The organism is Lysinibacillus sp. UBA5990, from assembly GCF_002429815.1.
In the GTDB taxonomy this organism is placed as follows: domain Bacteria; phylum Bacillota; class Bacilli; order Bacillales_A; family Planococcaceae; genus Lysinibacillus; species Lysinibacillus fusiformis.
The window spans coordinates 20060-45476 of the sequence record NZ_DJAY01000015.1 but is presented as its reverse complement, the minus strand read 5'-3'; the positions used below and the strand labels follow the sequence as shown (position 1 = coordinate 45476).

The 25417-nt window shown below is 37.7% G+C and carries 26 protein-coding genes and 1 other annotated feature; of the genes, 1 reads left to right on the top strand and 25 read right to left on the bottom strand.

What is annotated here, in order from left to right; genetic code table 11:
- Positions 1-12: 12 nt before the first annotated feature.
- The 6 genes from B3D94_RS12730 to B3D94_RS12705 all read right to left on the bottom strand — a co-directional run bounded on the left by B3D94_RS12730 (position 13) and on the right by B3D94_RS12705 (position 5604).
- Entirely contained in the window at positions 13-1323 is a 1311-nt protein-coding gene (locus B3D94_RS12730) for a uracil-xanthine permease family protein (RefSeq protein WP_031418932.1), read from the bottom strand.
- Between the two features lie 14 nt (positions 1324-1337).
- The gene (pyrR, locus tag B3D94_RS12725; RefSeq protein ID WP_025113865.1) at positions 1338-1886 is read right to left on the bottom strand and encodes a bifunctional pyr operon transcriptional regulator/uracil phosphoribosyltransferase PyrR; all 549 of its coding nucleotides are present in this window, start codon (positions 1884-1886) and stop codon (positions 1338-1340) included.
- Between the two features lie 239 nt (positions 1887-2125).
- The gene (locus tag B3D94_RS12720) at positions 2126-3037 is read right to left on the bottom strand and encodes an RluA family pseudouridine synthase (protein ID WP_069480292.1); all 912 of its coding nucleotides are present in this window, start codon (positions 3035-3037) and stop codon (positions 2126-2128) included.
- Positions 3034-3513 (bottom strand): signal peptidase II, encoded by a 480-nt coding sequence (lspA, locus tag B3D94_RS12715; protein ID WP_291757524.1) that lies wholly within the window; start codon positions 3511-3513, stop codon positions 3034-3036. The genes B3D94_RS12720 and lspA overlap by 4 nt, the downstream gene beginning before the upstream one ends.
- Positions 3514-3676: 163 nt before the next feature.
- On the bottom strand, positions 3677-5245 hold the full coding sequence (locus tag B3D94_RS12710; protein ID WP_036147375.1) for a cation acetate symporter: 1569 nt from the start codon (positions 5243-5245) through the stop codon (positions 3677-3679).
- Between the two features lie 23 nt (positions 5246-5268).
- Entirely contained in the window at positions 5269-5604 is a 336-nt protein-coding gene (locus B3D94_RS12705; RefSeq protein ID WP_036123805.1) for a hypothetical protein, read from the bottom strand.
- 203 nt (positions 5605-5807) lie between these two features.
- On the opposite strand from B3D94_RS12705, the gene B3D94_RS12700 reads away from it, so the two are divergent.
- Positions 5808-7013: an AraC family transcriptional regulator gene (locus B3D94_RS12700; protein WP_069480289.1), complete on the top strand. Its 1206-nt coding sequence runs from the start codon at positions 5808-5810 to the stop codon at positions 7011-7013.
- 110 nt (positions 7014-7123) lie between these two features.
- Here B3D94_RS12700 and ileS read toward each other — a convergent pair whose 3' ends face one another.
- From ileS to mraY, 19 genes are all read right to left on the bottom strand, one after another.
- Positions 7124-9892: an isoleucine--tRNA ligase gene (ileS, locus tag B3D94_RS12695; protein WP_036123800.1), complete on the bottom strand. Its 2769-nt coding sequence runs from the start codon at positions 9890-9892 to the stop codon at positions 7124-7126.
- 112 nt (positions 9893-10004) lie between these two features.
- Positions 10005-10232 (bottom strand) — a binding site (T-box leader).
- A 100-nt stretch (positions 10233-10332) separates the two neighbouring features.
- A complete protein-coding gene (locus tag B3D94_RS12690) occupies positions 10333-10857 on the bottom strand; it encodes a DivIVA domain-containing protein (protein WP_036226342.1) in 525 nt (174 codons plus the stop codon).
- 95 nt (positions 10858-10952) lie between these two features.
- Positions 10953-11741 (bottom strand): RNA-binding protein, encoded by a 789-nt coding sequence (locus B3D94_RS12685; protein ID WP_291757518.1) that lies wholly within the window; start codon positions 11739-11741, stop codon positions 10953-10955.
- Positions 11742-11942: 201 nt separating this feature from the next.
- The gene (locus B3D94_RS12680) at positions 11943-12224 is read right to left on the bottom strand and encodes a YggT family protein (protein ID WP_008173852.1); all 282 of its coding nucleotides are present in this window, start codon (positions 12222-12224) and stop codon (positions 11943-11945) included.
- Between the two features lie 20 nt (positions 12225-12244).
- Positions 12245-12745 carry a cell division protein SepF gene (locus tag B3D94_RS12675; RefSeq protein ID WP_036226338.1) on the bottom strand — a complete coding sequence of 167 codons (501 nt, stop codon included), beginning with the start codon at positions 12743-12745 and terminating at the stop codon, positions 12245-12247.
- Positions 12729-13433, bottom strand: a complete 705-nt coding sequence (locus B3D94_RS12670; protein WP_069483255.1) for a YggS family pyridoxal phosphate-dependent enzyme — start codon at positions 13431-13433, stop codon at positions 12729-12731. The genes B3D94_RS12675 and B3D94_RS12670 overlap by 17 nt, the downstream gene beginning before the upstream one ends.
- 89 nt (positions 13434-13522) lie before the next feature.
- A complete protein-coding gene (locus B3D94_RS12665) occupies positions 13523-13759 on the bottom strand; it encodes a PRC-barrel domain-containing protein (protein WP_025113853.1) in 237 nt (78 codons plus the stop codon).
- 139 nt (positions 13760-13898) lie between these two features.
- Positions 13899-14672 carry an RNA polymerase sporulation sigma factor SigG gene (gene sigG / locus B3D94_RS12660; RefSeq protein ID WP_025113852.1) on the bottom strand — a complete coding sequence of 258 codons (774 nt, stop codon included), beginning with the start codon at positions 14670-14672 and terminating at the stop codon, positions 13899-13901.
- A 114-nt stretch (positions 14673-14786) separates the two neighbouring features.
- Positions 14787-15494 (bottom strand): RNA polymerase sporulation sigma factor SigE, encoded by a 708-nt coding sequence (gene sigE / locus B3D94_RS12655; protein ID WP_025113851.1) that lies wholly within the window; start codon positions 15492-15494, stop codon positions 14787-14789.
- 13 nt (positions 15495-15507) lie between these two features.
- Positions 15508-16341, bottom strand: a complete 834-nt coding sequence (locus B3D94_RS12650) for a sigma-E processing peptidase SpoIIGA (protein WP_069480287.1) — start codon at positions 16339-16341, stop codon at positions 15508-15510.
- 192 nt (positions 16342-16533) lie between these two features.
- Positions 16534-17691 carry a cell division protein FtsZ gene (ftsZ, locus tag B3D94_RS12645; protein WP_069480286.1) on the bottom strand — a complete coding sequence of 386 codons (1158 nt, stop codon included), beginning with the start codon at positions 17689-17691 and terminating at the stop codon, positions 16534-16536.
- A gap of 53 nt (positions 17692-17744) precedes the next feature.
- A complete protein-coding gene (ftsA, locus tag B3D94_RS12640) occupies positions 17745-19028 on the bottom strand; it encodes a cell division protein FtsA (RefSeq protein ID WP_069480285.1) in 1284 nt (427 codons plus the stop codon).
- A gap of 95 nt (positions 19029-19123) precedes the next feature.
- The gene (locus B3D94_RS12635) at positions 19124-19495 is read right to left on the bottom strand and encodes a small basic family protein (RefSeq protein ID WP_008173872.1); all 372 of its coding nucleotides are present in this window, start codon (positions 19493-19495) and stop codon (positions 19124-19126) included.
- Positions 19496-19498: 3 nt separating this feature from the next.
- Entirely contained in the window at positions 19499-20218 is a 720-nt protein-coding gene (locus B3D94_RS12630; protein ID WP_069480284.1) for a DUF881 domain-containing protein, read from the bottom strand.
- Positions 20219-20316: 98 nt separating this feature from the next.
- Entirely contained in the window at positions 20317-21045 is a 729-nt protein-coding gene (locus B3D94_RS12625; RefSeq protein ID WP_291757506.1) for a DUF881 domain-containing protein, read from the bottom strand.
- Positions 21023-21856, bottom strand: a complete 834-nt coding sequence (locus B3D94_RS12620) for a cell division protein FtsQ/DivIB (RefSeq protein WP_193831123.1) — start codon at positions 21854-21856, stop codon at positions 21023-21025. The genes B3D94_RS12625 and B3D94_RS12620 overlap by 23 nt, the downstream gene beginning before the upstream one ends.
- Before the next feature lie 20 nt (positions 21857-21876).
- On the bottom strand, positions 21877-22956 hold the full coding sequence (ftsW, locus tag B3D94_RS12615; protein ID WP_069480281.1) for a putative lipid II flippase FtsW: 1080 nt from the start codon (positions 22954-22956) through the stop codon (positions 21877-21879).
- 40 nt (positions 22957-22996) lie between these two features.
- On the bottom strand, positions 22997-24346 hold the full coding sequence (gene murD, locus B3D94_RS12610) for a UDP-N-acetylmuramoyl-L-alanine--D-glutamate ligase (protein ID WP_069480280.1): 1350 nt from the start codon (positions 24344-24346) through the stop codon (positions 22997-22999).
- The gene (gene mraY / locus B3D94_RS12605; RefSeq protein ID WP_025113842.1) at positions 24346-25317 is read right to left on the bottom strand and encodes a phospho-N-acetylmuramoyl-pentapeptide-transferase; all 972 of its coding nucleotides are present in this window, start codon (positions 25315-25317) and stop codon (positions 24346-24348) included. Before mraY ends, murD begins: the two co-directional genes overlap by 1 nt.
- Positions 25318-25417 lie beyond the last annotated feature (100 nt).

Sequence of the window (25417 nt, the reverse complement as noted above, 5' to 3'; positions counted from 1 at the left end):
TAAAAGGTACTACTATGAATTTTTATTTTGATTGTATGGTACGGGTTTTTCGGCTTCCTTCTTACCTGGTAATATAGCATTCAATAGCACCCCGATGATAGCGGCTAGTGCCATTCCTTCAATACTCAAAGATTCTGAAATGACGAACTTCGCTCCGCCAATCCCGATGACTAAAATCACTGAAGCAATCACCAGATTACGACTGTTCCCAAAATCAATATGATTATCTACTAGCATCCGTAAACCACTAGCTGCGATAATACCGAAGAGCAAGATGGATACCCCACCTAGTACTGCGGTTGGTATAGTTGCAATCACTGCCATTGCTTTCCCGAAGAATGATAGTAATATGGCTACTATTGCAGCACCTGCGATAACGTACACACTATAAACACGAGTAATTGCTAGAACCCCAATATTTTCACCGTAAGTTGTTTTAGGTGGACCACCGATTAATGCACTTACAAATGTGCCAAGTCCATCACCTAGTAGGGAACGGTGCAAACCAGGTTCCTTAATGTAATCACGGTTGACTACTTTTCCTAATACAAGCTGATGACCAATATGTTCAGAAATCGTTACAATCACGATTGGTACCATGACAAGTAGGATTTTTGTTGTGATTTCAAATTCATAATGCACACCAGGTAGCAAGAAGTCTGGCATAGCAAAGAATTTTGCGTTGGCAATTGGTGTATAATCTACAATGTCGACAATCATGGAGTAAATATAGCCTACGATTAAGCCCATCAAAATTGGCATTGTACTTAAAATTCCTTTAAAGAAAATCGTGAAGATAATCGCTGTAAACACTGTGACTAAAGCTGCTGAGAAGTGTAAAAAGCTATACTCCCCATTGACGTTCATCGCCATATTCACGGCCGTACCCGATAGGCCTAGTCCAATAACCATAATTACTGGTCCAACTACAATCGGTGGTAAAATTTTCATTATCCACTTATAACCACTTTTCCAAATGATTAAAGATACGATTCCATACGTGATTCCGACAGCCATTGCGCCAATCATGGCATTTCCTGGGTTTACACTGGAGCCATCCTCGTTCAAACCGCCTGCCGCCAATAATATGGGAGCAATAAAGGCAAAGGAGGAGCCTAAGTAAGCAGGTACCTGAAATTTTGTAATTAATAGGAAGAATATTGTTGCAATCCCACTTGTTAAAAGGGCAATTGCAGGGCTAAGACCTACTAACTGTGGCACTAAGATTGTTGAACCAAACATTGCAAACATATGCTGGAAACTTAATGTCACTAGCTGAAGTGGGGTTGGTTTATCCTTAATATCTAATACTGCGTTTGACATTTTGTTTCCTCACTTTATTGTTCGTCTTCTTTATAAATAATAACGCAATCTTCTCCATCCACATCTTGTAAATTGACAATGATGCGCTCAGAGCCAGAAGTCGGAACATTTTTCCCAACGTAATCTGCTCTGATTGGTAACTCTCGATGACCCCTATCAACTAAAACAGCTAGTTGAATTTGTCCAGGTCTTCCTAAATCCATGACAGCGTCTAGTGCTGCGCGAACTGTTCGCCCTGTATAAAGAACATCATCGACTAAAATAATTTTTTGATTTTTCACTTCATGCTCAATGTCAACTTGCTCGACATGTGCTTGTTCATTTTCATGCTTCATTGTTAAATCATCGCGATAAAGTGTAATATCAAGCTCGCCAGTACGAATCGGTTTACCTTCGATCTTTTCAATTCGTTGTGCCAAGCGTTTGGCTAGAAAAGCACCTCGTGTTTTAATGCCAACTAAAATACATTCATCAATTCCTTTGTTACGTTCAATAATTTCATGAGCAATACGTGTTAATGCTCGTGCCATTGAAGGGCCATCTAACAATTCATTTTGAGCCAAGTTCGTTTCCTCCTCTCTACAATCTAATGTGGCCATATGTCCATAAAAAAACCTCTCGAGGCGAATAGCCTGAGAGGGTTGTATACGTGTTTAAAAAGCATGTTGAAAAATTTGCAGCACAAATTTTTTGCAACACTATCACATGACCCTTCTCAGCCTCTCTGGACTGCTATTAAAGGTGAATATTTAGTTAGGTTGTTCATTCACTGTCGTTAGTATAGACTTTCTTTGCGTATACGTCAATGCTTATTTCGTAATTCATTTAATAATTGCTCATAATCAGCAGGAAGTGGTGTTTCAAACTCTAAGTATTCACCTGAAGTAGGATGATTGAAGCCTAGCGTTGCTGCATGTAGAACTTGTCCACCAAAATCAATTGTCTTTTTCGGTCCATACTTTGGATCTCCAACAAGCGGGAAGCCGATATAATTCATATGCACACGAATTTGATGTGTTCGTCCTGTTTCTAGACGGCACTCTACAAGCGTATAATCACCAAAGCGCTCTACCACATGGAAATGAGTAACTGCATGTTTACCATTATCAACAATAGCCTGCTTCTGACGGTCCTTCTGATCACGACCGATTGGCGCATCAATAGTCCCTTTATCATGTGCAATATGCCCATGTACAAGAGCAATATATTTACGAGTAACAGTTTTATTGACTAGCTGATCCACTAATGATTCATGAGCTACATCATTTTTCGCAACCATTAATAAGCCGGATGTATCTTTATCAATACGATGGACTATACCTGGACGCATAATCCCATTGATACCCGATAAATCTTTACATTGATACATTAACCCATTTACTAGCGTGCCTGTCAAATGCCCTGGTGCTGGATGAACGACCATACCCTTTGGTTTGTTCACAACAAGAACATCAGCATCCTCATAAACAATATCAAGTGCTAGATTTTCTGCGATTACATCAAGCGGTTCAGCTTCTGGTACATCGATAGCAATAACGTCCCCCGCTTTTACCTTATATTTTGGTTTCACAACGTCACCATTTACTTTGATATTTCCGTCACTAACCCAGTTCCCAATCTGCGTGCGCGACCATTCAGATTGTAAGCTTGAAAGTGCTTTATCAATGCGCTCTCCTTGCTGTTGTTCTTCGATTGTATATGTTACTTGAGTCATTGTTTCACCTGTTTCTTTTCTTTTTTATCTTCCCTAATTAAGCCAATCATTAGTATAACAACAGCAATCGTCAATGCAGCATCTGCCACATTAAAAATTGGGAAATCATACTTAATAATCGGAATTAAAACATCTACAAAATCGACCACTTCTCCTCTAAATAAACGATCGATAAAGTTCCCTATTGCTCCACCAAGTAATAGCATTAAGCCCACTTGAAAAATTGGCTTCCCTTTTGCTTCTTTATGATAAAAATAGACAATGGCACAGATAACAACAACTGTCACGATACTAAACAACCACATTTGCCCTTCTAGCATCCCCCATGCTGCACCTTTATTACGATGAGATAAAATGCCAAACCATGGGTCTAATACAGCAATCCGTTCACCATACTCCATATTTTTCACAATCAACCACTTTGTCCATTGGTCCAATAATACGACAAAGGCAGCCAATCCGTAATATTTATACACAAACATTCCTCCGTTCGCTCAACATCTAACCTATTCTACCATATCAACACCATTCACAATAACTAATATCACATCAAAATATGGCGGATTCCAAATCTCTTGAACATACAAAAAAGCTATCTCTATCACTTTTTGAGCAATAGAAATAGCCAAACTTATTGTTTTATACTGTTTCAGATTCTTTTGAATGGACCCGCTTCATAAAATCATTGACATCAGCAGGTACCTTTCGATCTAATAGTGACACAATAATCACTGATAAGAAACCTACAGGAACTGTCACAATTCCAGGAATTTTAAACTGTAAGAAACTCGGTAAAGTTCCTGGTAAAAAAATCATCCACATGGATACACCAAGCCCAATAAGTAATCCTGCAATGGCTCCTTTTTCTGTCATGCCTCTCCACCAAATACCTAAAATGAATATTGGCGTAAATGTACTTGCTGCGACTGTAAAGGCGAGCGCCACTAAATGACCAATAGATGCATCCTTAACAAGAAGCCCAAGTGCTCCATACAAAATACCCAATAGGACGATAGCTACTTTTCCAGCAATGACACGCTGTTTTTGCGTAATGTCCTTCTTCATAATGTTAGCATATAAATCATGAGCGAGTGCCCCAGAGCTTGTAATAAAGAGCCCTGAAAGATTGGAGAATATAGCTGCAAATGCCCCCGCTATAACTAAGCCAAGCAACCATTTACCACCTAGAGCCAGCGCTGTAGTCGGTATCACCATATTGTTTCCGCCAAGTACAAGATCACGCATAACCTCTTCACTAGCTGTTCCCGAGATGAAAATTGAACGACCAACAACACCCAAATAAACCGCTAATAAAAAGAACGTACTAGCAATCCCAATAGCCATTAGCGCTGATTTTCGAGCTGCTTTAGCACTTGGATTCGTATAAAAACGCAATAAAATATGAGGAAGTCCTATCGTTCCTAAAGCTAAACCAATCGTCATGCTTATTGTTTGCCAAAACGTTGGGAAATAAAAGCCTGTCCCTGTCCATGCAGCACCATCAAAATTAACATCATTCCCATCTAAAGCATAGGGTGAGGTGCCTGTAATAGGACCACTAAAGGAATTAATAGCTGCAAGAATTTTATCGTAATGTAAGCCACTATATACCGCTGCTACTAGCATCACAATAAATGCACCAAGACGAATCCACAGCTCCAATGCTTGGTTAATGGTTGTTCCTTTCATTCCACCAATACCTACATAAAAAATCATGACAACACATGTAAAGATAATGCCAAATTCATAGGAAGTGCCGAAAAACATACTTAAAATTTGAGCAGCACCCAATAGTTGCGGAGCCGCATAAAAGCCTGAAATTGCTAATACTACCGCAACCGCTACTAGTCGTGCTCGTTTACTATGAAAACGATAGCCCAAGAAATCCGCTACCGTAAATGCACCAAATCGTCTCAAAGGACCCGCTACGAATATAGCTAATAAGGTTAAACCAATTGAGAAACAAAAAGCATAATAAGCTCCGTCATATCCGAGTTGAAATGTTAATCCAGCAATACCGAGGAATGTGGCTGCACTTAAATAATCCCCACCAATTGCTGAACCATTTGTAAACCAGCCAAAGCTTCTTCCTCCTACAAAGAAATCCGATGCTGTTGCATTTCTTTTTGTTAAATACGTAATGTATACAATCGTTCCCATTAATGCAATGGTCATTAACATCTTTGGTTCTAAAAGAGCTTCCATCATTCAACTCATCCCCCTTGTTTCAACTACTTATTGGCTAAATCATATTTTTTCAGGCGTTTTTCGTACATGGCAGTATGCACATAAGCAATAATAAATGCCATGGCCATCATCACAACAGTTGTCACAAACCAGGTTACCGTCATGCCACCCCACATTTTCTTAAAGGCAAATGCTGGTGCAAACCAATTCATAACAGGGATACTAAAAATTAATATAAAATAAAATACCGATAAGCCTAAACCCGTTGTAAATTCATCTTTCATAATTTTATTGGTCTCCGCATCTAGAGGTGGAAGATCCTTTACATCAATGGTGCCTGCCTCTACATATTCATAATCATGACTCCCTACTTCTGCCATAGCCAACTCCCCCTTTATTTGTATCAGTAAATAATTATCTGAAATTTCAAATTATTATTTACTACAATTATTTTATTCTATTTCAACATCAATATAGATATAAAATATTGCTGTATTAGTACAAAAAAATGCTATTTTAAGTTAAAATATTTCTATCATTTTTATTCTTGGGGGTTGGTAGCATTTTAAAGGTGGTATGGTTTATGGAAAGCTCATTGGATAAGCAACATATGAGAGATTGGTTAGAAGAAGTTTTACCAAACGCTTTAATGGAGTGTAAAGAGCCAAAACCAGAAGATGACACCATTATTGTCTATGAAGTCAATCGGTTATTTGATTGGGTGAAGATTAAGCGACTAAAAAGAAATTATCCTAATAGTATAATTGTCCCAATTGTTACAGAACACCTCACCTACTCGACTGGTATAGCAATTGAATTAGTTTTACCTGCACTTCTCATCAAACCATTACAAAAATCAAAATTTTTACGAATTGTAAAAAAGTTACACACTTCCTATCAGGAGAAAAAGGGTAGTACACTTACCATGCTCGACCTGACACAACAAATTTCCCAACATCAAACTTCTCCTTTCCGAGAAGCTTTTTTAAAACGTCTTATACGCGGTGAGATTGATAATGAACAGGAAATCATACAGTCTGCATCCTTTTTATCGACTAACTGTATTCCTAATATGGTGTTCTTAATACAAGGCTATATTGATGTAAATGAAGAGAGAGCTCATCCACAAGATGCATGTAGCATTATCACAACTGTTATTCAGCAGAAATTTGCAGATAAAGCGCCGTTATCCTTTTTACATTTTGAACGCTATTTACTTCTTCTTTTGCGAATTCCTAAAGACTATAACTCATTCAAGCATTGGTCAGAGGGCAAAGCATCTTTATTAGAGGTCATCGAGACACTAAAAAAGGACCATTGTATCCACCTTTTTATAGGGGTTGGTGGCGTATTTCAGGATGCTATGCAAGTGAAGGAGTCCTATACTCAGGCACGAAAAGCTCGAAGAAAACCGCCTATTGATAACATTCATATACGGTATTACGAAGATTTAACGAAGCACCAACAGCTTCAAAAGGCCATTCAATTTATAGAAGAGCATTTTGACGAACAGCTTTCTATAAGTGAAGTTGCGAAATATATAAGCTTTAGCCCAACACATTTTAGCAGGCTATTTAAAAAAGAAACGGGTCGCAATTTTGTTGACTATGTTGCCTTTACACGTATTATCAAAACTTTACCCTTTTTACGAAAGTTTGATTATACGGTTGATAAAATTTCCTCTACCTGTGGGTTCAATACACCGAATTATTACAGTCTAACCTTTAAAAAATATGTTGGAATATCGCCAACAGACTACCGCAATACGAAAGAAATTTTGTTTAAATAGGATGTAGTTTTTCGAGAATCTGCAAAAACCACATGAAAAAAGCAAGCCCCTAAAGGAGACTTGCTTATAAGCTACATAGAATGCAGATTCTTATTATTCACTGATTCCACTTACGCGTAATATTTTTCTACTACTTCTGCACAGCGAGCACAAACTGTCGGATGTGCCTCATTCGCACCAACTGTTTCCGAAATAGACCAGCAACGTTCACACTTCTCACCTGTAGCCTTTTCAACAACAATGGATACATGTTCAAGTACCAAAGCATCTGCTGGTGCTTCTTCAATTGTAGCTACCTCAAAAGCAGAAACGATAGATAGTTGTGCAAAATCAATGTTTGCATCGTTCAATAATGCTACAATATCTTCTTTTGCATATACTGTTACTTTTGCTTCAAGAGACTTACCAATCGTTTTAGCATTACGAGCTTCTTCCAATGCTTTTAAAATATCATCACGTACATCAATGATTTTCTCCCATTTTGCACGAAGATTTTCAAAATTAGCTTGTACATCTTCCACTGGGAAGTCCGTTAATTGAACAGAAGCTTCCTCTACGATACCTTGAGCATGTAAGTATGACCACATTTCATCTGTAGTATGAGGGATGATCGGTGTCATAATTTTAACTAAAGTCATTAATGTATCATAAATAACTGTTTGCATTGCTCGTCGATCTTTGTTGTCAGAACCTTCGATGTAAACTACATCTTTTGCAATATCTAAATAGAATGAAGATAACTCTACTGCTACAAAATTATTCACAACATGATAAACAGCAGCGAAATCATAACGATCATATGCAGCACGTACAGTTTTTAAAACATCCTGTAAACGCATATACACATATTGATCCATTTCACGAAGCTCTGCGTAGGCTACACGATCTTTTGTTGGATCGAAATCAGCAATATTGCCGTGTAGGAAACGGAAAGTGTTACGAATTTTACGATATACTTCTGATACTTGCTTCAACATATCCATAGAAATTCGCACGTCAGCAGTATAGTCTACAGAAGCAACCCATAGACGAAGAATATCTGCTCCATATTGATCCATTACCTTTTGTGGAATGATGACATTCCCTAATGATTTACTCATTTTACGACCTTCACCATCAAGAACGAATCCATGCGTTAAAAGTCCTTTATATGGTGCAAAGCCGTTAATAGCTACTGATGTAATAAGAGAAGAGTTAAACCATCCACGGTGTTGGTCAGAGCCTTCTAAATATAGATCAGCAGGGTATTTCATGCCACGTTCTACAAGTACACCTTGGTGTGAAGAACCTGAGTCGAACCATACGTCCATAATATCATTTTCTTTTGTAAATTCACCGTTCGGGCTACCCGGATGTGTAAAGCCTTCTGGTAACAACTCTTTTGCTGTTTTTTGGAACCAAATATTTGAGCCATGTTCACGGAATAGTGCTGAGATATGGCTAATTGTTTCAGGTGTAATAATTGGTTCACCATTTTCAGCGTAGAAAATTGGAATTGGTACACCCCAAGCACGCTGACGAGAAATTACCCAATCTCCACGGTCACGAATCATATTGTAAAGACGTGTTTCTCCCCAAGCTGGTGTAAATGCAGTTGCTTTAACAGCCTCTAATAGCTCTCCACGAAACGCTTCAACAGACGCAAACCATTGCGGTGTGGCACGATAAATAACTGGTTTTTTTGTACGCCAATCATGTGGGTATGAGTGTGAAATGAAACCAAGACTTTCTAATGCATCTACTTCTTTTAGCTTTTCTGTCACTAGTTTATTGGCATCATTATAAAAGACGCCCTCAAACCCAGGTGCTTCATCCGTATAGCAGCCACTATTATCAAGTGGGCTAAGAATGTCTAAGCCATATTGCTTACTAATATGATAATCGTCTTCACCGTGTCCTGGAGCTGTGTGAACACAGCCAGTACCTGCGTCAGCAGTAACATGTTCCCCTACCATTACAAGTGAATCACGATCATAGAAAGGATGTTGAGCGACAATACGATCTAATGCTTCACCCTTCACTTCTTGAACAACTTCATATGCTTCCCATTCAAGAGCAGTTGCCACAGTTTCTAATAAATCTTTTGCAATGATGAATTTTTTATTTGCTACTGCAACGACAACATAAACGAACTCAGGATTTAAAGAAATCCCTAAGTTTGCTGGTAATGTCCAAGGAGTTGTTGTCCAAATAACAAATTTAGCATCTGCTGGTACAACACCTTTTGCATCTTTAATAGCAAAGCTTACATAAATGGAAGGCGATTTAATATCTTTATATTCAATTTCTGCTTCAGCAAGAGCAGATTCAGAAGACGGTGACCAATATACTGGTTTTAAACCTTTATAAATATATCCTTTTTCCGCCATCTTTCCGAATACTTCAATTTGACGAGCTTCAAACTCAGGTTTCAATGTAATATAAGGATTTTCCCAATTACCACGGATCCCTAAACGACGGAATTGATTTCGTTGATTGTCAATTTGCTCATATGCATATTCTTCACAAAGTTGACGGAAAGCTGCTACTGACATTTCTTTACGTTTGACACCTTTATTTGTCAATGCTTGTTCGATAGGTAGACCATGCGTATCCCAGCCAGGAATATAATTAACATGGTAACCAGTCATTGAACGATGACGTGTAATCATATCCTTTAATACTTTATTCAATGCATGTCCAATATGAATATCACCATTTGCATACGGAGGGCCATCATGAAGTACATATTCAGGGCGACCTTCTGTACGCTCCATCTGTAATTTGTTAATATCCATCTCATTCCATTTATCTTGCATTTTTGGTTCATTTGCTGGTAAATTTCCACGCATTGGGAAATCCGTTTTTGGCATTAATAAAGTATCTTTGTATTCCACCATAAAAAAATCCTCCTTTATTTTACATCAAGCATATCGACACTCTTCTCATACGACAGTTATGGGCTAACTTTTCTGAAACAATTCGCGGACAAATAAAAAAAGCCCTCATCCACTAAGGGACGAGAAGCTTCTACTCGCGGTACCACCCTACTTGTAGCACAATCCAATAGAATGCACTACCTCTTTCAAGCACATTAACGTCGTGCATCACGAAATAACTTACTTTTTTCAGTTATTTAGCTCAGAAGTGATGTTCATTGTTAGTTGCTTGTTTGGGCTTCCACTATCCCCAAATCGCTTCACCACGCCTAACAAATACTGTCTTCGTCTCTGCTTCTATGCATATGTCTGTACAAAATAATTACTATTACAAAGTATATGAAATTCAAACAATCGCGTCAAGCTTCATTTAAATTTGATCCTCTCCATGAAAAGGAGAGTTACATATCCTCTGCTTCTTGCGCTTCATCTACAGATGCTTGAATTTCTGTTAAATCGATATCATACTGAAGCAAATGATCCCAATCGTCTGCATTTAATAAATCAAGCTGGGCTTCAACAAGCATTTTGAAACGATTACGGAACACCTTAGATTGTTTTTTAAGCTCATCAATTTCAATTGTAACCTTACGTGCTTTCGTTAAAGCATCATTAACGATTCGATCAGCATTTTTCTCTGCTTCTTTGACGATAAGCTTTGCCTCTTTTTGAGAATTTCTACGTACTTCATCTGCAGCTTCTTGTGCAACTACAATAGATTTTTGTAAAGTTTCTTCTAAAGAGCTAAAATGCCTCGCTTGTTCTAAGGCCATTTCTAGTTGCTTATCAACCTCTTTTTTTTCGCGCAGCAAAATTTCATAGTCTTTAATGATTTGATCTAAAAATTCATTTACTTCATCTTCAGCATATCCTCTGAAAGCTTTTGTAAACTCCTTATTATGTATATCAATAGGTGATAATGGCATACTATCCTTCTCTCCTTTTCGTGTACATTCGTATTTCCTATTATACAATTCTTCCGACAACTTAGCAGTATAAATTAATGAAATTTACTTTTCTTTTAGCTTTTTTGGGCCAATCGACCGACTTGTATACGGATTTTATCTTTTTTTGTACGGCCTTCTGTCATAATTATTTTCATACGACCGCTCCCTCTTATCGATAAAATATCCCCTTCTTGTAATTCAAAAGCAACGGCATCACGCTCTGTCCAATTTACACGCACTTTTTTACCAGTAATTAAAGCTTGTGCTTTTTGACGAGACACTTTCAAAACAGTTGCAATAATAACATCTAATCGCATGGAGGTAACCGTGTGAGATTCCTCCAGCCATTCATCTTCATTAATAAGAAGAGGCTCCTGTTCTTTAAGGGATTCGACATGTACCTTTACTTTACCAATGCCCGTTAAATGTACACGGACATATTCTGCCACTTCTCGTGCAACGACAAATTGGATTTGATGCTCACTCACGCGAATATCACCGAATTTACTTCGATGTAACCCTAATGATAACAAGGCTCCTAAAACATCTGGATGGCGTAATTGTACAAATTTAACGGGATACTGAAGTGTAAAAGCTGTCAGTTGAAAGTCTTTATCAGTAGGCTCATAGTAGGCTGGATAAATGAGCATACGTTGTCTCTCCGCCTCATTAAATAGCCCAGCACATAATGTATTCATTGAGTCATCCTGTCCAATAATAGATGTCACTATAAAGCGCTGTCTTGGATCAAGAAAATCAGTCAGCTTAGGTGCATAGCGATCCTCTACCTCCCGCTGCCAGCTTATTACCTGTTCAATAAAAGGTTGCTCATCTTTCCGAAAATGCTGAATCAAGTGCTCCATCTCGTTGTCTCCTCTTTCATCGTTCCTATTTGCTTCATTGATTGGATAAACATAGTATTCCCAATCATTGGTACTTTGACATCATGGCATTAAATTTTTTTCGAGTTCACTCGAATAATCACTATAAAATTCGCGACGTCTGCTTCTCCTCTATTTTCTATATAAATAAAAAACCCCCACTAAAACGTGAGGATTTTATATTTATACGAACATAAGAAATAATTTCTGAATGACTATCACAAGTCCTCTTTCAATAAAATTCAGCATAAAGATTGCCACAATTGGTGAAATATCAATCATACCAAGCGGTGGGATAAACTTTCGGAATATCCCCAAATAAGGCTCACACACTTTTTCAAGCATTCGTCCAATGGCTGAATTTTGAGCGGCAGGCACCCAAGACATTAAGATATATGCAATTAGCATAAATGAATAAATCCTAAATGCTAATGATACATAACCAAGTATTATAAAAAAAGTCATATAAACTACAATCCTCGCTATTAATTATCGTCTAAAATAAAGTTTGTAATTTCACCAGTCACTTCTACATTGTCTGGAGTGCAAAGGAAAATATCTTTTCCGATACGTTGTATATCCCCTGCAAGGGCATAAACTGTGCCACTTAAAAAATCAATAATGCGTTTACCTTGCTCTCGCTCAATACGTTGTAAATTGACGATAGCTGCACGTTTATTTTTTAAATGTTCCGCGATATCTTGTGCTTCTGCATAGACTCTAGGCTCTATTAAGACAACTTTTGCTCCTTTGGAACTCATCGCAGCTTGTAAGCTGACAATATTATTAGGAGTAGCTGTACTTTGTGGCACAATTTCATGGATCGATGCCTTACGTTCTTTAATTGTTTTTTTAGGCTTTACTGAATGAATCGGTTGCTGTTGTTGTTGTACGGGTTGTTGCTGCTGAATAGGAGCTTGCGTGATTTCTTCTTCTAGTTCTTCTTCAAGGTAAAAGAAGTTTTTAATTTTATTTTTCATGCTCATCCTGTTCCCCTCTTTCATTTCCAACAAGAGCCGTTCCGACTCGAACAAAAGTAGCCCCTTCCTCTACCGCAATTTCAAAGTCATTAGACATGCCCATTGATAACTCGGTACAAGGTGCGTGTGCGAATCCTTGCTCGGCTATTTGCTGTTGACATTGTTTTAATTGCTTAAAAACAGAACGAATAAGTGCTTCGTCTTCTGTATTTGGTGCCATTGTCATTAAACCGACAACTTGGACTTTTGTAAAACTTTTCAATGATTCTACAAAAGGTAAAACTTCTTCCATGCTTAAACCATGTTTTGATTCTTCACCTGAAACATTTACTTGTATAAAACATTTTACAGGTTTTACTGCTCTTTTTTCAATTTCTTCTGCCAAACTCAAACGATCTAATGAATGTAAATAATCAATGCTGTTAATCACTTGTTTTACTTTACGTGTTTGTAGGGACCCGATATAATGCCAATTGACATGAGCTTGAATCGAAGATATTTTACGATTTAAACCTTCAGGTCGGTTTTCTCCTAAATGAGTCAATCCAGCTTCGATTGCTTCTTGTGTTCTTTCTACAGAAACCTCTTTCGTCACAGCTATTATTTGGACATTATTGGCTTCACGATTGACTCTTGTTTCTGCTGCTGCTATTAAATCATTTAGTTTGTTTAAATTTGCTAAAATTTTTGTCACTGTTTTTCCCAACTTTACAACATTAGTTTCTCTTATTGTAACAAGCAATGCTTGATTTATCAATGAATAGCCTGACCTATGTCAGCCTTTTAGGAAAGTGCCTTTACTAAAATGACATCCTTGCCAACAACAAGCACATCTTTCATATACACTTTTCTAACAGATTCTTCGCCTTTAAAAAAACCAAGATATTTTCGGGGCTCGGCAATTAAAAATGCTGTTACATAGCCCGTTTCTTTTGATACCTCAGCATCTACCACAAATCCTATAAATCGTCCATTTCCTGCTTCAATTACTTCTTTTTGTTGTAACAATGAGAACCGCAATGAAAAACCTCCTCTATCCATTACTCTTTCATTTAATTATTTTTCTCTATCATCAAACTTTGCTGTCTCTTTATATTTATGTATCAATCGTTCATTGAATGAAGATAAAATGCGCACCGAATAATTCGATGCGCATTTTTTATTTGTAATCTTTTTGCATTGTTTCAATTGCATTTTTTTCAAGACGTGAAATTTGTGCTTGTGAAATCCCTAATTCCTTAGCGATCTCAGTTTGTGTTTCACCGTAATAAAAACGTTTTGCCACGATCATTTGCTGACGTTCATCTAGTTTTTGCAAGCTTTCCTTTACCGACACGTAGGCAACCCATTGATCTTCTGATACATCATCATCACGTAATTGGTCCATCATATATACAGCGTCCCCTCCATCTGAATATATGGGCTCTTGTAATGACATAGGGTCTTGAATAGCATCTAAAGCAAATAAAACATCTTCTTTTTTCATCTCGATCATGTCAGCAATTTCTTCAATCGTTGGTTCGCGCAAATTTTCGGTTATCCACTGTTCTTTTGCCTGCATTGCCTTATACGCAATATCTCTTAAAGAACGAGATACTCGTAATGCATGATGATCACGCAGATGGCGACGAATTTCACCAATGATCATTGGGACAGCATATGTTGAAAATCTTACATTATGCTTTAAATCAAAATGATCAATGGCTTTCATGAGGCCAATACAGCCTACTTGAAATAAATCATCTGCCTGTTCACCTCTATAGGCAAATCTACCGACAATACTTAGCACTAACCTTAAATTGCACATGACAAGCTCTTCTCTGATTTCAGTTTCACCGGCTTGTAAACGAATGAAGAGTTCCTTCATTTCCTCGTGCTTTAAAATTGGCAAAGTCGATGTATCTAAGCCGCAAAGATCTACTTTTGTTCGCATATTCGATTCCTCCGGATGTTATTCTCTGACTAAACCGTGACATCAGTTTGTCCGAGAGAAACAAGAATATGCACAAAAGCTATGACCAATTTTAGGTAGGCTAATTTTCCCTTTCTAAGAAATTGGTTGGTTTAAATTTTCACGTAAATCTTGAATAATTTTCTTTTCCAAGCGGGAAATATATGATTGTGATATCCCTAAATGATCTGCAACTTCTTTTTGCGTCATTTCCACTTTTCCATTGAGACCAAAACGGCATTCCATAATATACCGTTCACGTGCACCTAATAAATTAATGGCATGGAACATATGTTGTCGTTCAATTTTTTTCTCCACATTATCAAGAATAATGTGCTCTTCTGTACCTAAAATATCTGATAGTAATAATTCATTTCCATCTGCATCAGAGTTTAATGGTTCGTCTAATGAAACCTCACCCTTCATACGACTTGTTTTTCGTAAGTGCATTAAAATTTCATTTTCAATGCATCGTGATGCGTATGTTGCAAGCTTAATATTTTTATCTGTATTGAACGTTTCAATCGCCTTTATTAACCCGATAGAACCAATGCTGATTAGATCTTCAATTGGTGTCCCCGTATTGTCAAAACGTCTAGCAATATAAACAACAAGACGTAAATTACGTTCAATTAGTGTGTCTCTAGCACGTAAATCACCTTTCATAAAGGATGCAATGACTGTGACTTCTTCTTCTCGACTTAGTGGCACTGGCAATGAATCATTTCCCCCTATATAGTACGTTTCACGACTACGAAACTTACTCCAAAATTTTTTCAAGCTAGCAAGTAGCCTAAGAAGCAATAGTTCTCCCCCTCTATGAGTTATTTGAAAGCGCTGAAAAATGTAAAATTGCTGCTGTGCTATGTGGAAAATTTTTAGCCTTTTTTGTTAAAACGATATATTCATTCGATTTCACCTGCGAAGGCTCCCCCTTTATAAGCCATTCATCAAAGCGAAAACCTAATACAACAGTTTGTTGCTGTACAGTATTGATATGAATAAATCGTATTAAACGCTGATAATCTTCTGAAAACATAGATACATTGTACGGATCTGTTTCTTGCCATTCTACTAATGATTTGCGAAAATCCGCAGGTAAATGTGGACTTAAAGCTGTATATGAGACGAAATGAACGGGCTTTCCTGAAAGTGGCTCAATTGCTTGGTTACCTGTATCCACAAAAGCTGAAAGTGGTACTAGTGCGCCAAAGATTTTTAAAGTTGTATCAAACACAAATTGTCCACTTAAACGCTCTAGCTTAACAAACCCCCATTGCTTATAGAATGCAACGAGATTTAAAACTGCTAGTACAAAACAAATCATTATAAAATGGGTGGCAGAAAGATTTTTTAAAAAAGGTTGTAGTGCTGTTAACAATCCCCCTATAACGATCGTTGCTGTTAAAACGATCGGTCCTTGCTTTTGGAAGCTTCGAATCTTAAAGCGAAAAGCTATACCTATGAGTAATATAAAACTAAGAACCGTTGTCCACAGCATTTGACTGCCTATTACAGCTACTAAACTACTACAAAACGAACTCATTAATAATCTTGAATTCTTGACCAAAACCCTTGTTACTCTTGCTGTAAACGTAAGTATTGCTAGATTAAAAAGCGTATTAATGAGCACCAGCCATTCTCCATACATAACAGCCGCCTCCTACTTACAAAGTTAGCATGTTACTCCCACAAAAATTGTCAAACAATCGCATCATTTCCTTAAAATGTTTTGACAAAATACATGGTTTCCTTACACAAATGAACATCTTGACAACAAATATAAAAAGCTCGTATTTTACATATGTAAAATACGAGCTTTTTAGAAGTTATTTTATTTCAATTAACCACGATTTTTGCGATTACGTAAAAATGCTGGGACTTCAAGCATATCATCCTGTGCATAATGTTGCTGGTTTTGACGTGGCTGCTCTTGTTGAACATGCATTTCTTGTCGTTGTTCACGAATTGGTGCTTGTTGTTGTGGAGCAGATTGTCTATTTATATTGAGTGACGGTTTTACTGTATGACGTTGTTGTTGTAACGCTTCTTCCGAGAAGCCTGTTGCGATAACTGTCACAATGATTTCATCTTTAAGGTTTTCATTAATGACAGAACCGAAAATCATATTTACTTCTTCATCAGATGCAGAAGCTACGATATCTGCTGCTTCTTGTACTTCAAATAAGCTAAGATTAGAGCCCCCTGTAATATTCATAAGAACGCCTTTAGCACCATCGATAGACGATTCTAGTAAAGGACTCGAAATGGCTTTCTTTGCTGCTTCTGAAGCACGGTTTTCACCAGTAGCAATACCGATACCCATTAATGCTGAGCCTTTGTTTGACATAATTGTTTTCACGTCTGCAAAGTCTAAGTTAATAAGACCAGGTGTTGCGATTAAATCAGAAATACCTTGGACACCTTGACGAAGTACGTTATCTGCTTCTCTGAAAGCTTCTAACATTGGTGTTGATTTATCGACAATTTGTAATAGCTTGTCGTTCGGGATAACAATTAGCGTATCCACAGCTTCTTTCATACCACCGATTCCGCCGATAGCCTGTGTTTGACGTTTACGTCCTTCAAACGTAAATGGACGTGTCACAACACCTACTGTTAGTGCTCCTAACTCACGAGCAATTTGTGCTATTACTGGCGCTGCACCAGTACCGGTTCCTCCACCCATACCAGCAGTGACGAATACCATGTCTGCGCCACGTAGAACCTCTTCTAATTGCTCACGGCTCTCTTCAGCAGCCTTTTTTCCTACTTCTGGATTAGCACCTGCACCTAATCCACGCGTCAGTTTAGCACCAATTTGAAGCCTAACCTCTGCCTTTGATAAATTCAATGCTTGTGAATCTGTGTTAACTGCGATAAAGTCAACACCTTGTACACCATGTTCTATCATTCGATTGACAGCGTTGTTACCGCCGCCACCAACACCTATGACCTTTATTACTGCAAGTTCATCTACATTTGTATCAAATTCTAACATCTCTTTTTCCTCCCACGGTAACTCGACTCTGTATCAATCATTACGCATTCTAGTTAATCAAAAAACTTATCAAATAATTTTTTTGCTCTCCCGATTACGCTTTCTTTTGGTTCTGAAGGTGCAGAATACTCTTGCTTTTTAGGCATAGCTGCTTGAGCTCCTACAGCTGCATATTCAACAGGTTGCGTATTCGTACTTTTACCGTAAAAATCATCTTCTAAATAGGCGTAACGAATAAGTCCAACCGCTGTTGCAAATGAAGGCTCTCTAACGCCAATATAATCGGGTGTATAAATTCTTACACGCGTTTGTAGAATTTGACGTGCTAACTGGGCGATACCTTCAAGTTTAGCGACACCACCAGTTAAAACAACGCCACCAGGTAAATCTCTAACACCTAGACGTGCTAACTCGTCAATCACTAATTCTAGTAATTCTTCTAGGCGAGCGCCAATAATTTCTGAGATATAGCGTTGACTATATTGATCAGTAGAATCTGTTCCTACAATTGGTACTTCAAAGATTTCATCGTCAGATGCATCATCATAAAAGGCATGTCCAAATTGGTGTTTGATATTTTCAGCTTGTTCTGTTGGTGTCTTTAAAACGATGGATATATCTTTCGTTATATGATCACCACCAACTGGTAGGACGCCTGTATGCGTTAACAATCCCTCTTCAAATACCGCGATTGTAGTAGAGCCGCCTCCTATGTCTACAAAGGCAGTTCCTTGGTTTTTTTCATCTTCAGTTAATGCAAAGTAGCCTGATGCTAATGGTTGCAAATATATTTCTCGTATACTTAAACCTGCACGCTCAACACAGCGAAGAACATTGTGTAAAAGCGTTTTGGATGTAGTTATCATTGTCGCATCCATTTCTAGACGGATGCCAATCATACCACGGGGATCTTTAATTTCATCAAGGTTGTCCACAATAAACTGTCTTGGAATGATGTTAACTAATTCACGTTCAGGAGGTATTGACATGACTTGTGCAGATTCTACCACTCTGTCTAAATCATCATCTGTAATTTCTCTGTTTTCACTATTTACAGCGACAACACCTTTAACTAGCTGTAACATCGTTTGGTTAGCAGGAACGCCTAGAACGACTTCTTGAATTTGATAACCTGTCATTCGTTCGGCTTGTTCTATTGCTTTTCGAATAGATTGAACTGTTGCATCGATGTCAACAATTGCCCCTTTTCGAACCCCATTCGATTTTACATTTCCGACGCCAATTACATGTAATTGTCCGTCACTCATTTCACCTATTAATACCTTGATAGAGGAGGATCCAATATCAAGTGAAATGTATAAATCTTGCTGATTCAATTCGCTGCACCTCCTTGAAAAATGCTCTTATTTTCATTCTATTGTAAATTTGGCATAATGTCTAAGCAAATCGAGTATTTTGGTCAATTTTTCTCTTAATCTATGGAAGTTTTTTCTTTCTTGTGACGTTTCTCATCCAAGCGAGTTAGTAATATACGCCTAATTATTGCAATATTTTGGAATAAACGTACTCCGAAAGCGAAAATGGCCGCTAAATACAAATCTATTCCTAAATTCACACCTATAAAAGCTAACCCTGCTGCGAGAACTATATTAAAAAAGAATCCTGATACAAAAACTTTATCGTCGTACACTTGCTGTAATTGAGCACGGATACCACCAAATAATGTATCTAAAGCTGCTAAAACTGCTATTGACAGATAATTTTCATACATAGAGGGGATTTGTATATTTGTTAACAAGCCAAGGGCAAGTCCAAATATCAAACCTAAAAATGGTAGCCACATAAATTAATCTCCTTTTTTTACCTCTGTTAAGTAATCATTTGTCAATGGCTGATCAAATGCTGGAATTTGTAATTGATCTATTGGCTCTTCAATTACTAAATTATAATTATCTAAATAAAATGAATCTATAAATGTCGAGGCTTGTAGCGAATTATACATTTTTTGTGCTGCTTTATAATCGCTTGTCCCAACATATATATCAAATTTAGGTGACGTCAATGGTACACTATTCACCGTTGTCTTCCCATTAATGTCCCGAATGGCTGTTGTTTGAACAACACGATTGCCATCTATTGAAACACTAGTTGCATCGTTTTTAAACAGCGTATTTAATAATTGAGTTAACAAATCGGGCGATATTTCTTTAATTTCATAGCCCATCTCGATTAATTCCGGTGCTGGTTCAATACGAAGTATGACACCAGGCCCTATCACTTCCGTTAGTCCAGCCTGTTGCTTTAAACGATTCAATGTTTCATGTAAAGCTGCTTGCTGATTTACTTTTTCAGATTGCTCATAGCGATCCACTACTTCATGAAGTGAGCGAATTTCTGCCAGTAATGCGGAATGCCTTTGCTTCTCTTGTGCTAATTCCTCTCTTATTGCCCAAATATCTCGTGTATCTCGCTCTGCTGGTTTTTGTATGGTATTGTATTGTACCGCTATCATCAAACCGATAATAAATAGCACGATCGTTATTCGGGTGTACATATTTCTTCGCAAAATAGCCCCTCCTAGACGTATCGTATGCCCCTCAGAAATCAATGTAAAACTTCTCTTGAGGCTGAAATTAGACTTTAAACATGAACTAGGACTTGTCCTTAACTTTCTACTTTTACCCTTGACATTATAAGTTTTTGATGTTCTTCTAAAGACACCACAATATTGTCATTTAATAATTGATCAACGACACCGCCATTTAAATTTAAAGAAGCCATTAAGGTATCGGAATCTCCTACAGCTTCTATTACAAAAGGTGCGGGATGCTGTGTACCATCAATAGTTATTACTGGACCATTACATCGTATATAGGAATTGGCCATGACACGTTGCCCATTAATAGCAATTGCTTGAGCACCCGAAATTTTCAATTCATTCAACAATTTAAAAACATGGCTTTCATGAACGATATAATCATTCGGATTCAAAGATTTTGGATCATAGTCGCCATCCTGCAGAGTGATCCGTATTCCTTTTCCATCACTCTTCAACTCACCAAGTAAGAGCCGCAAATCCTCCGCTTGTTCAACAAGCTTCTTATAGTCCTTCTCATCAGAAGCAAATGATTTCTCATACTTTCGAATTTGTTCCTGTAGGCTATTTAATTCTTCCGTTAGCTCTTTATTACGTTCTTGCTGAGTGATCAATTCCTCACGATAAGAATCTTCTTGCTCAAAAAGCTCTGAATTAATTGTACCTGCTTCGCGGTTATCTTTTGCTTGATTATATGAATAGCCGATGATAAACCCTGTTGTCACACAAACAATCAATAATTCAAATTGTTTTCTAGAAAAAAAACTCCCTTTGCTATTCTTCTTCTTGTTGTTCATCTTCTGTCACTTCCTGGTCAACCATTTCCCCATCTTCATTAGCTTCCATGTCGATGCTTATTTTGTTGTACTCCTCGTTAAAAGGACGATAATAGGAACCGACCTCTAAATCAATCACGCCTTTTTCTAAATTTGCTATTTGTGCAACAATGGAGGGGTAATAATTTAACTTATCCGCAAGCGTCTGAATAATAGCTCGTACCTCATAGCCATCATTCATATAAAGCTTTACCGCGTTCGGATTTGTATCATTACTATTCGTGTTAACCTGAGAAATTAAAGCTAATACTTCTGGTTTTAATTGGGCTAACTGTTCAACTAGTTTTTTAATTGTTTTTTCCCCAGTAATACCAATAAAAACAGGTGCATCAATTGGAGTATCATTACCCTTTTGCTCAAAACGTTCACCATTTTCAAGTAACGGATAATAGGTGCCGTCCCCAGCTAAATACGCAACTTTTTTCCATTCTTTCACATCAATCGTTACGCCTCGAAGCCAGTTACGTTTAACATGTGCTTCTTTTACCCATTTATCCTTTAACAGAAGATTCTCCACGTCTTCTATTTTGAACCCCCACATTGATTTACCTAGCGCAAGGGTACTTGTCTCCACATAATGTTCATTATCTACCAACTTCGCACCATTGACTGTTATTTTATTGATGTTACTGTATGGAGATTGAAAATAAAGGAGTACCGCTAACACAATAAAGAAAAGTAATATTAGCACGATAAATTTACGATTAGTACGCTTTTTTCGTCGCTTTTTTAGCGTAGGTATACGATCTTCTATATCAATTACTTTCTCCAAAAAGTACTCCTCCTTTATATTTATTTCGCTAATTGATAAATAATACCTATTATTAACCACATTGTGACTAAAGATGTTCCTCCGTAGCTAATAAAAGGCAATGTAACACCGGTTACAGGTACTAAACCTATTACTACAGCTATATTAAGAAACGCTTGCACCATCAGCATTGTAACTAGCCCTATAATCGCATAATAGGATGTTCGGTTTTTAGCCTGTACAGCAAATCTATAGCCCGCATAAATTGTCAGTACGAATAGTGCTAAAATAACGAGACCACCGATCAAGCCAACTTCTTCCAAAATAATAGCGTAAATAAAGTCATTTTGTGGCTCAGGCAAATATAGAAACTTTTGCCGACTTTGTCCAAAACCATGACCAAAAATTCCAGCAGGACCAATTGCCATTAGTGATTGCACTGCTTGGAACCCACTTACCAAGGGATCAGCCCATGGATCGAGGAATGCTTCTATTCGCTTTAGTCGATATGGTGCAGTTGCAATTAATCCAACTAGTCCAGCTATACCAACCAACATAATCATGGCATATAGCTTTAATGGGTACCCAGCGACAAAAAACAATAAAAATACAGCAACAACAAGAATAAATACTGAACCGAAGTCAGGCTGCAACATAATCAAAGCAACAGGGATTAATAGGATTAAAGCATGGCGCCAATTAACAACCGGTGTCCCTGTTTTATGCTGCGCTAGAATATGACTCAGGTAAACAATGACAGTTATTTTCGTTAGCTCCGCTGGCTGGATTGTCAATGGACCGACCCCTATCCAGCTTTGCGAACCATTTCGCACTAGCCCAATACCAGGTATTAACACTAGAACAAGTAAAATTAACGAAAATATATAGGCCATTTTCCAAAAGGACTGCTCTCTCAAAATATTTAATCGAATGGTGATTAAAAATACAATTATAGCTACCACAAAGTATACGCTTTGCTTCATATAAAACGGCATTTTTCCACTATAATGAATGGCACTCCAATAAGTCCCCGCAGAATAGACGAAAATAATGCCGATTACTGATAGCATCAAAGTTGTGACGAGCAATAAGTAACTTTCTTTCCCTCTCAGTAATGCCATCCTTCCAAGTCAAGTATATTCTAAAATAGTTACAGGCTCATTACAGCTTCATTACAGCATCAATAAAAACATCTCCGCGTATTTCAAAGCTGTCATATTGATCCCAGCTTGCACATGCTGGAGATAATAATATAATATCTCCCTCTGCTGACATCGGTGCTGCATAGTGTACAGCGTCTTCCACATTTTGAGCGATAACTGTTTGTTGGACACCACACGATTTTGCAAATTCAACAAAACGTAATCCAGTTTCTCCGAATGCGACGACGCCTTTGACATGATTCATACTTGATCGAAGCTCCTCAAAAGAGTGGCCTCGATCTAAGCCACCTGCTAGCAAAATAACAGGCGCCTGGAATGCATCTAAAGCACTTTTTGTTGCTAAACAGTTTGTAGCTTTGGAGTCATTATAAATCTTCCGACCATTCCATTCGCGTACGAATTGAGTACGGTGTCTCACTCCGCCGAATGTTGCTAAAACCTCTTCCATCTTCCCTTTGTCACAGCCAACTAAAATACAGGCTGCCACTGCTGCTAGGATGTTCTCTAAATTATGCTTTCCAGGAAGCGCGATATTTGCCCGGTCCATATAAGGTTCCCCTTGCCAATATATCGTTGTATCGTCTGCGCTGATTCCGTTGACAGTACGGCCATTTGAACTGAATGGAATTTTTTGCGCATTCGATTGTGCTGCATATCCAACTACAATTGGTTGATCAGCATTATAAATAAAGTAATCACTTTCATCTTGATTACGCGTCACAGCAAACTTCGCTTCAGCATAATTATCAAATGTTCCATGGTAGTCAAGATGGGCATCATAAAGGTTTGTTAGAATAGAAATTTTAGGTTTAAATGTTTTAGTCCCCATCAATTGGAACGATGACAACTCCGTTACAATAATGTCTTCTTCACTAGCTTCTTTAGCGACGCCACAAGCAACTGTACCGATATTCCCTGCAATCAATGGATTTTTACTTCCGTTGTTTAACATATCGAATATTAAAGTAGTCGTTGTTGTTTTACCATTCGAGCCTGTAATACCTATGAATGGTGCATCGCTTATTAAATAAGCAAGTTCAATCTCCGTCCACACAGGAATATCGCGATGTAGTGCATCCGCTACAATGCGATTACTATAAGGAATACCTGGGTTTTTAACGACTAATTCAAAACCTTCATCCAGTAAGTCCTCAGGATGGCGGCCACAAATCACGGTAATCCCCTTTTGTAATAACCCCTGTGCATCCGGGCTTTCATCAAATGGTTTGGAATCATTGACTGTAACAAAGGCGCCGAGCTCATGCAAAATTTCTGCAGCGGCCACACCACTTTTCGCTAGGCCTAACACAAGTACTTTTTTATGTTGTAAATCTGTATAGTTTTTCATTAAAACGCCTCCGATAAGACTGCAATCAATGCTACTGCTAGGGCAGTTGACCAGAAGACAAGCACTACTTTCCACTCTGACCAACCTGATAATTCAAAATGGTGATGGATTGGGCTCATCTTAAAAATACGCTTTTTACGCAGCTTAAAGCTTCCTACCTGTAAAATAACGGATAATGTTTCGATGACAAATACCAAGCCAACCAGTAAAAGTAAAAACTCTTCTTTTACTAATACCGATACCATGGCTAATGCCCCACCTAATGCTAATGAACCAGTATCACCCATAAATACTTTTGCTGGATTCGCATTAAATAATAAAAACCCTAATAATGCTCCTGTAACAGCAAATGCAAATAAAGCAATATCAGCTTGGCTTTGGAAAAGTGCAATAACGCCAAATGCCGCAAAAGCAATCGATGCAGTTCCTGCCACTAGTCCATCTAAACCATCTGTTAAATTCACCGCATTGGAGAAGCCTACTAACCAAAAAATTAAAAAGGCAACATAGAAGACACCAAGATCAACTGTCCAATCTGTAAATGGAATAGCAAGCGTTGTATCAAACGATCCAACATGCAGTAGAAAATATGCAAGGATGGCGATAACAATTTGACCAATTAATTTTTGAAGAGAAGTTAACCCTAAATTCCTTTTAAATACAACCTTCAAACCATCATCCAGTAAACCTATTAAGCCAAATCCTGCTAATACTAGTAAAAGTACTACGGTCTGAGTCGTTAATAAATCTAAAAAGCTTCCTACACCAACAGTTGTTAGGACGATAGAAATTAAGAAAATTATACCGCCCATTGTTGGTGTACCAGCTTTTTTCATATGTGATTTCGGTCCCTCTTCACGAATACTTTGCCCAAACTTTAGGCGTCGAAGAAGTGGAATACTAATTGGTGCCAGGATAACTGTTACTATAAAAGCAAGAGCTAAAATGGTAAGTGTTGTTGCGAGTTTCATTGAAAAATCTCCTTTAAATCTTGTTTCACTTTCTTCGTTAGGAAAAAAGCATAAACTTTCATTTATTTATTACTACCCTTCATAATAATAGTGGTTCTTT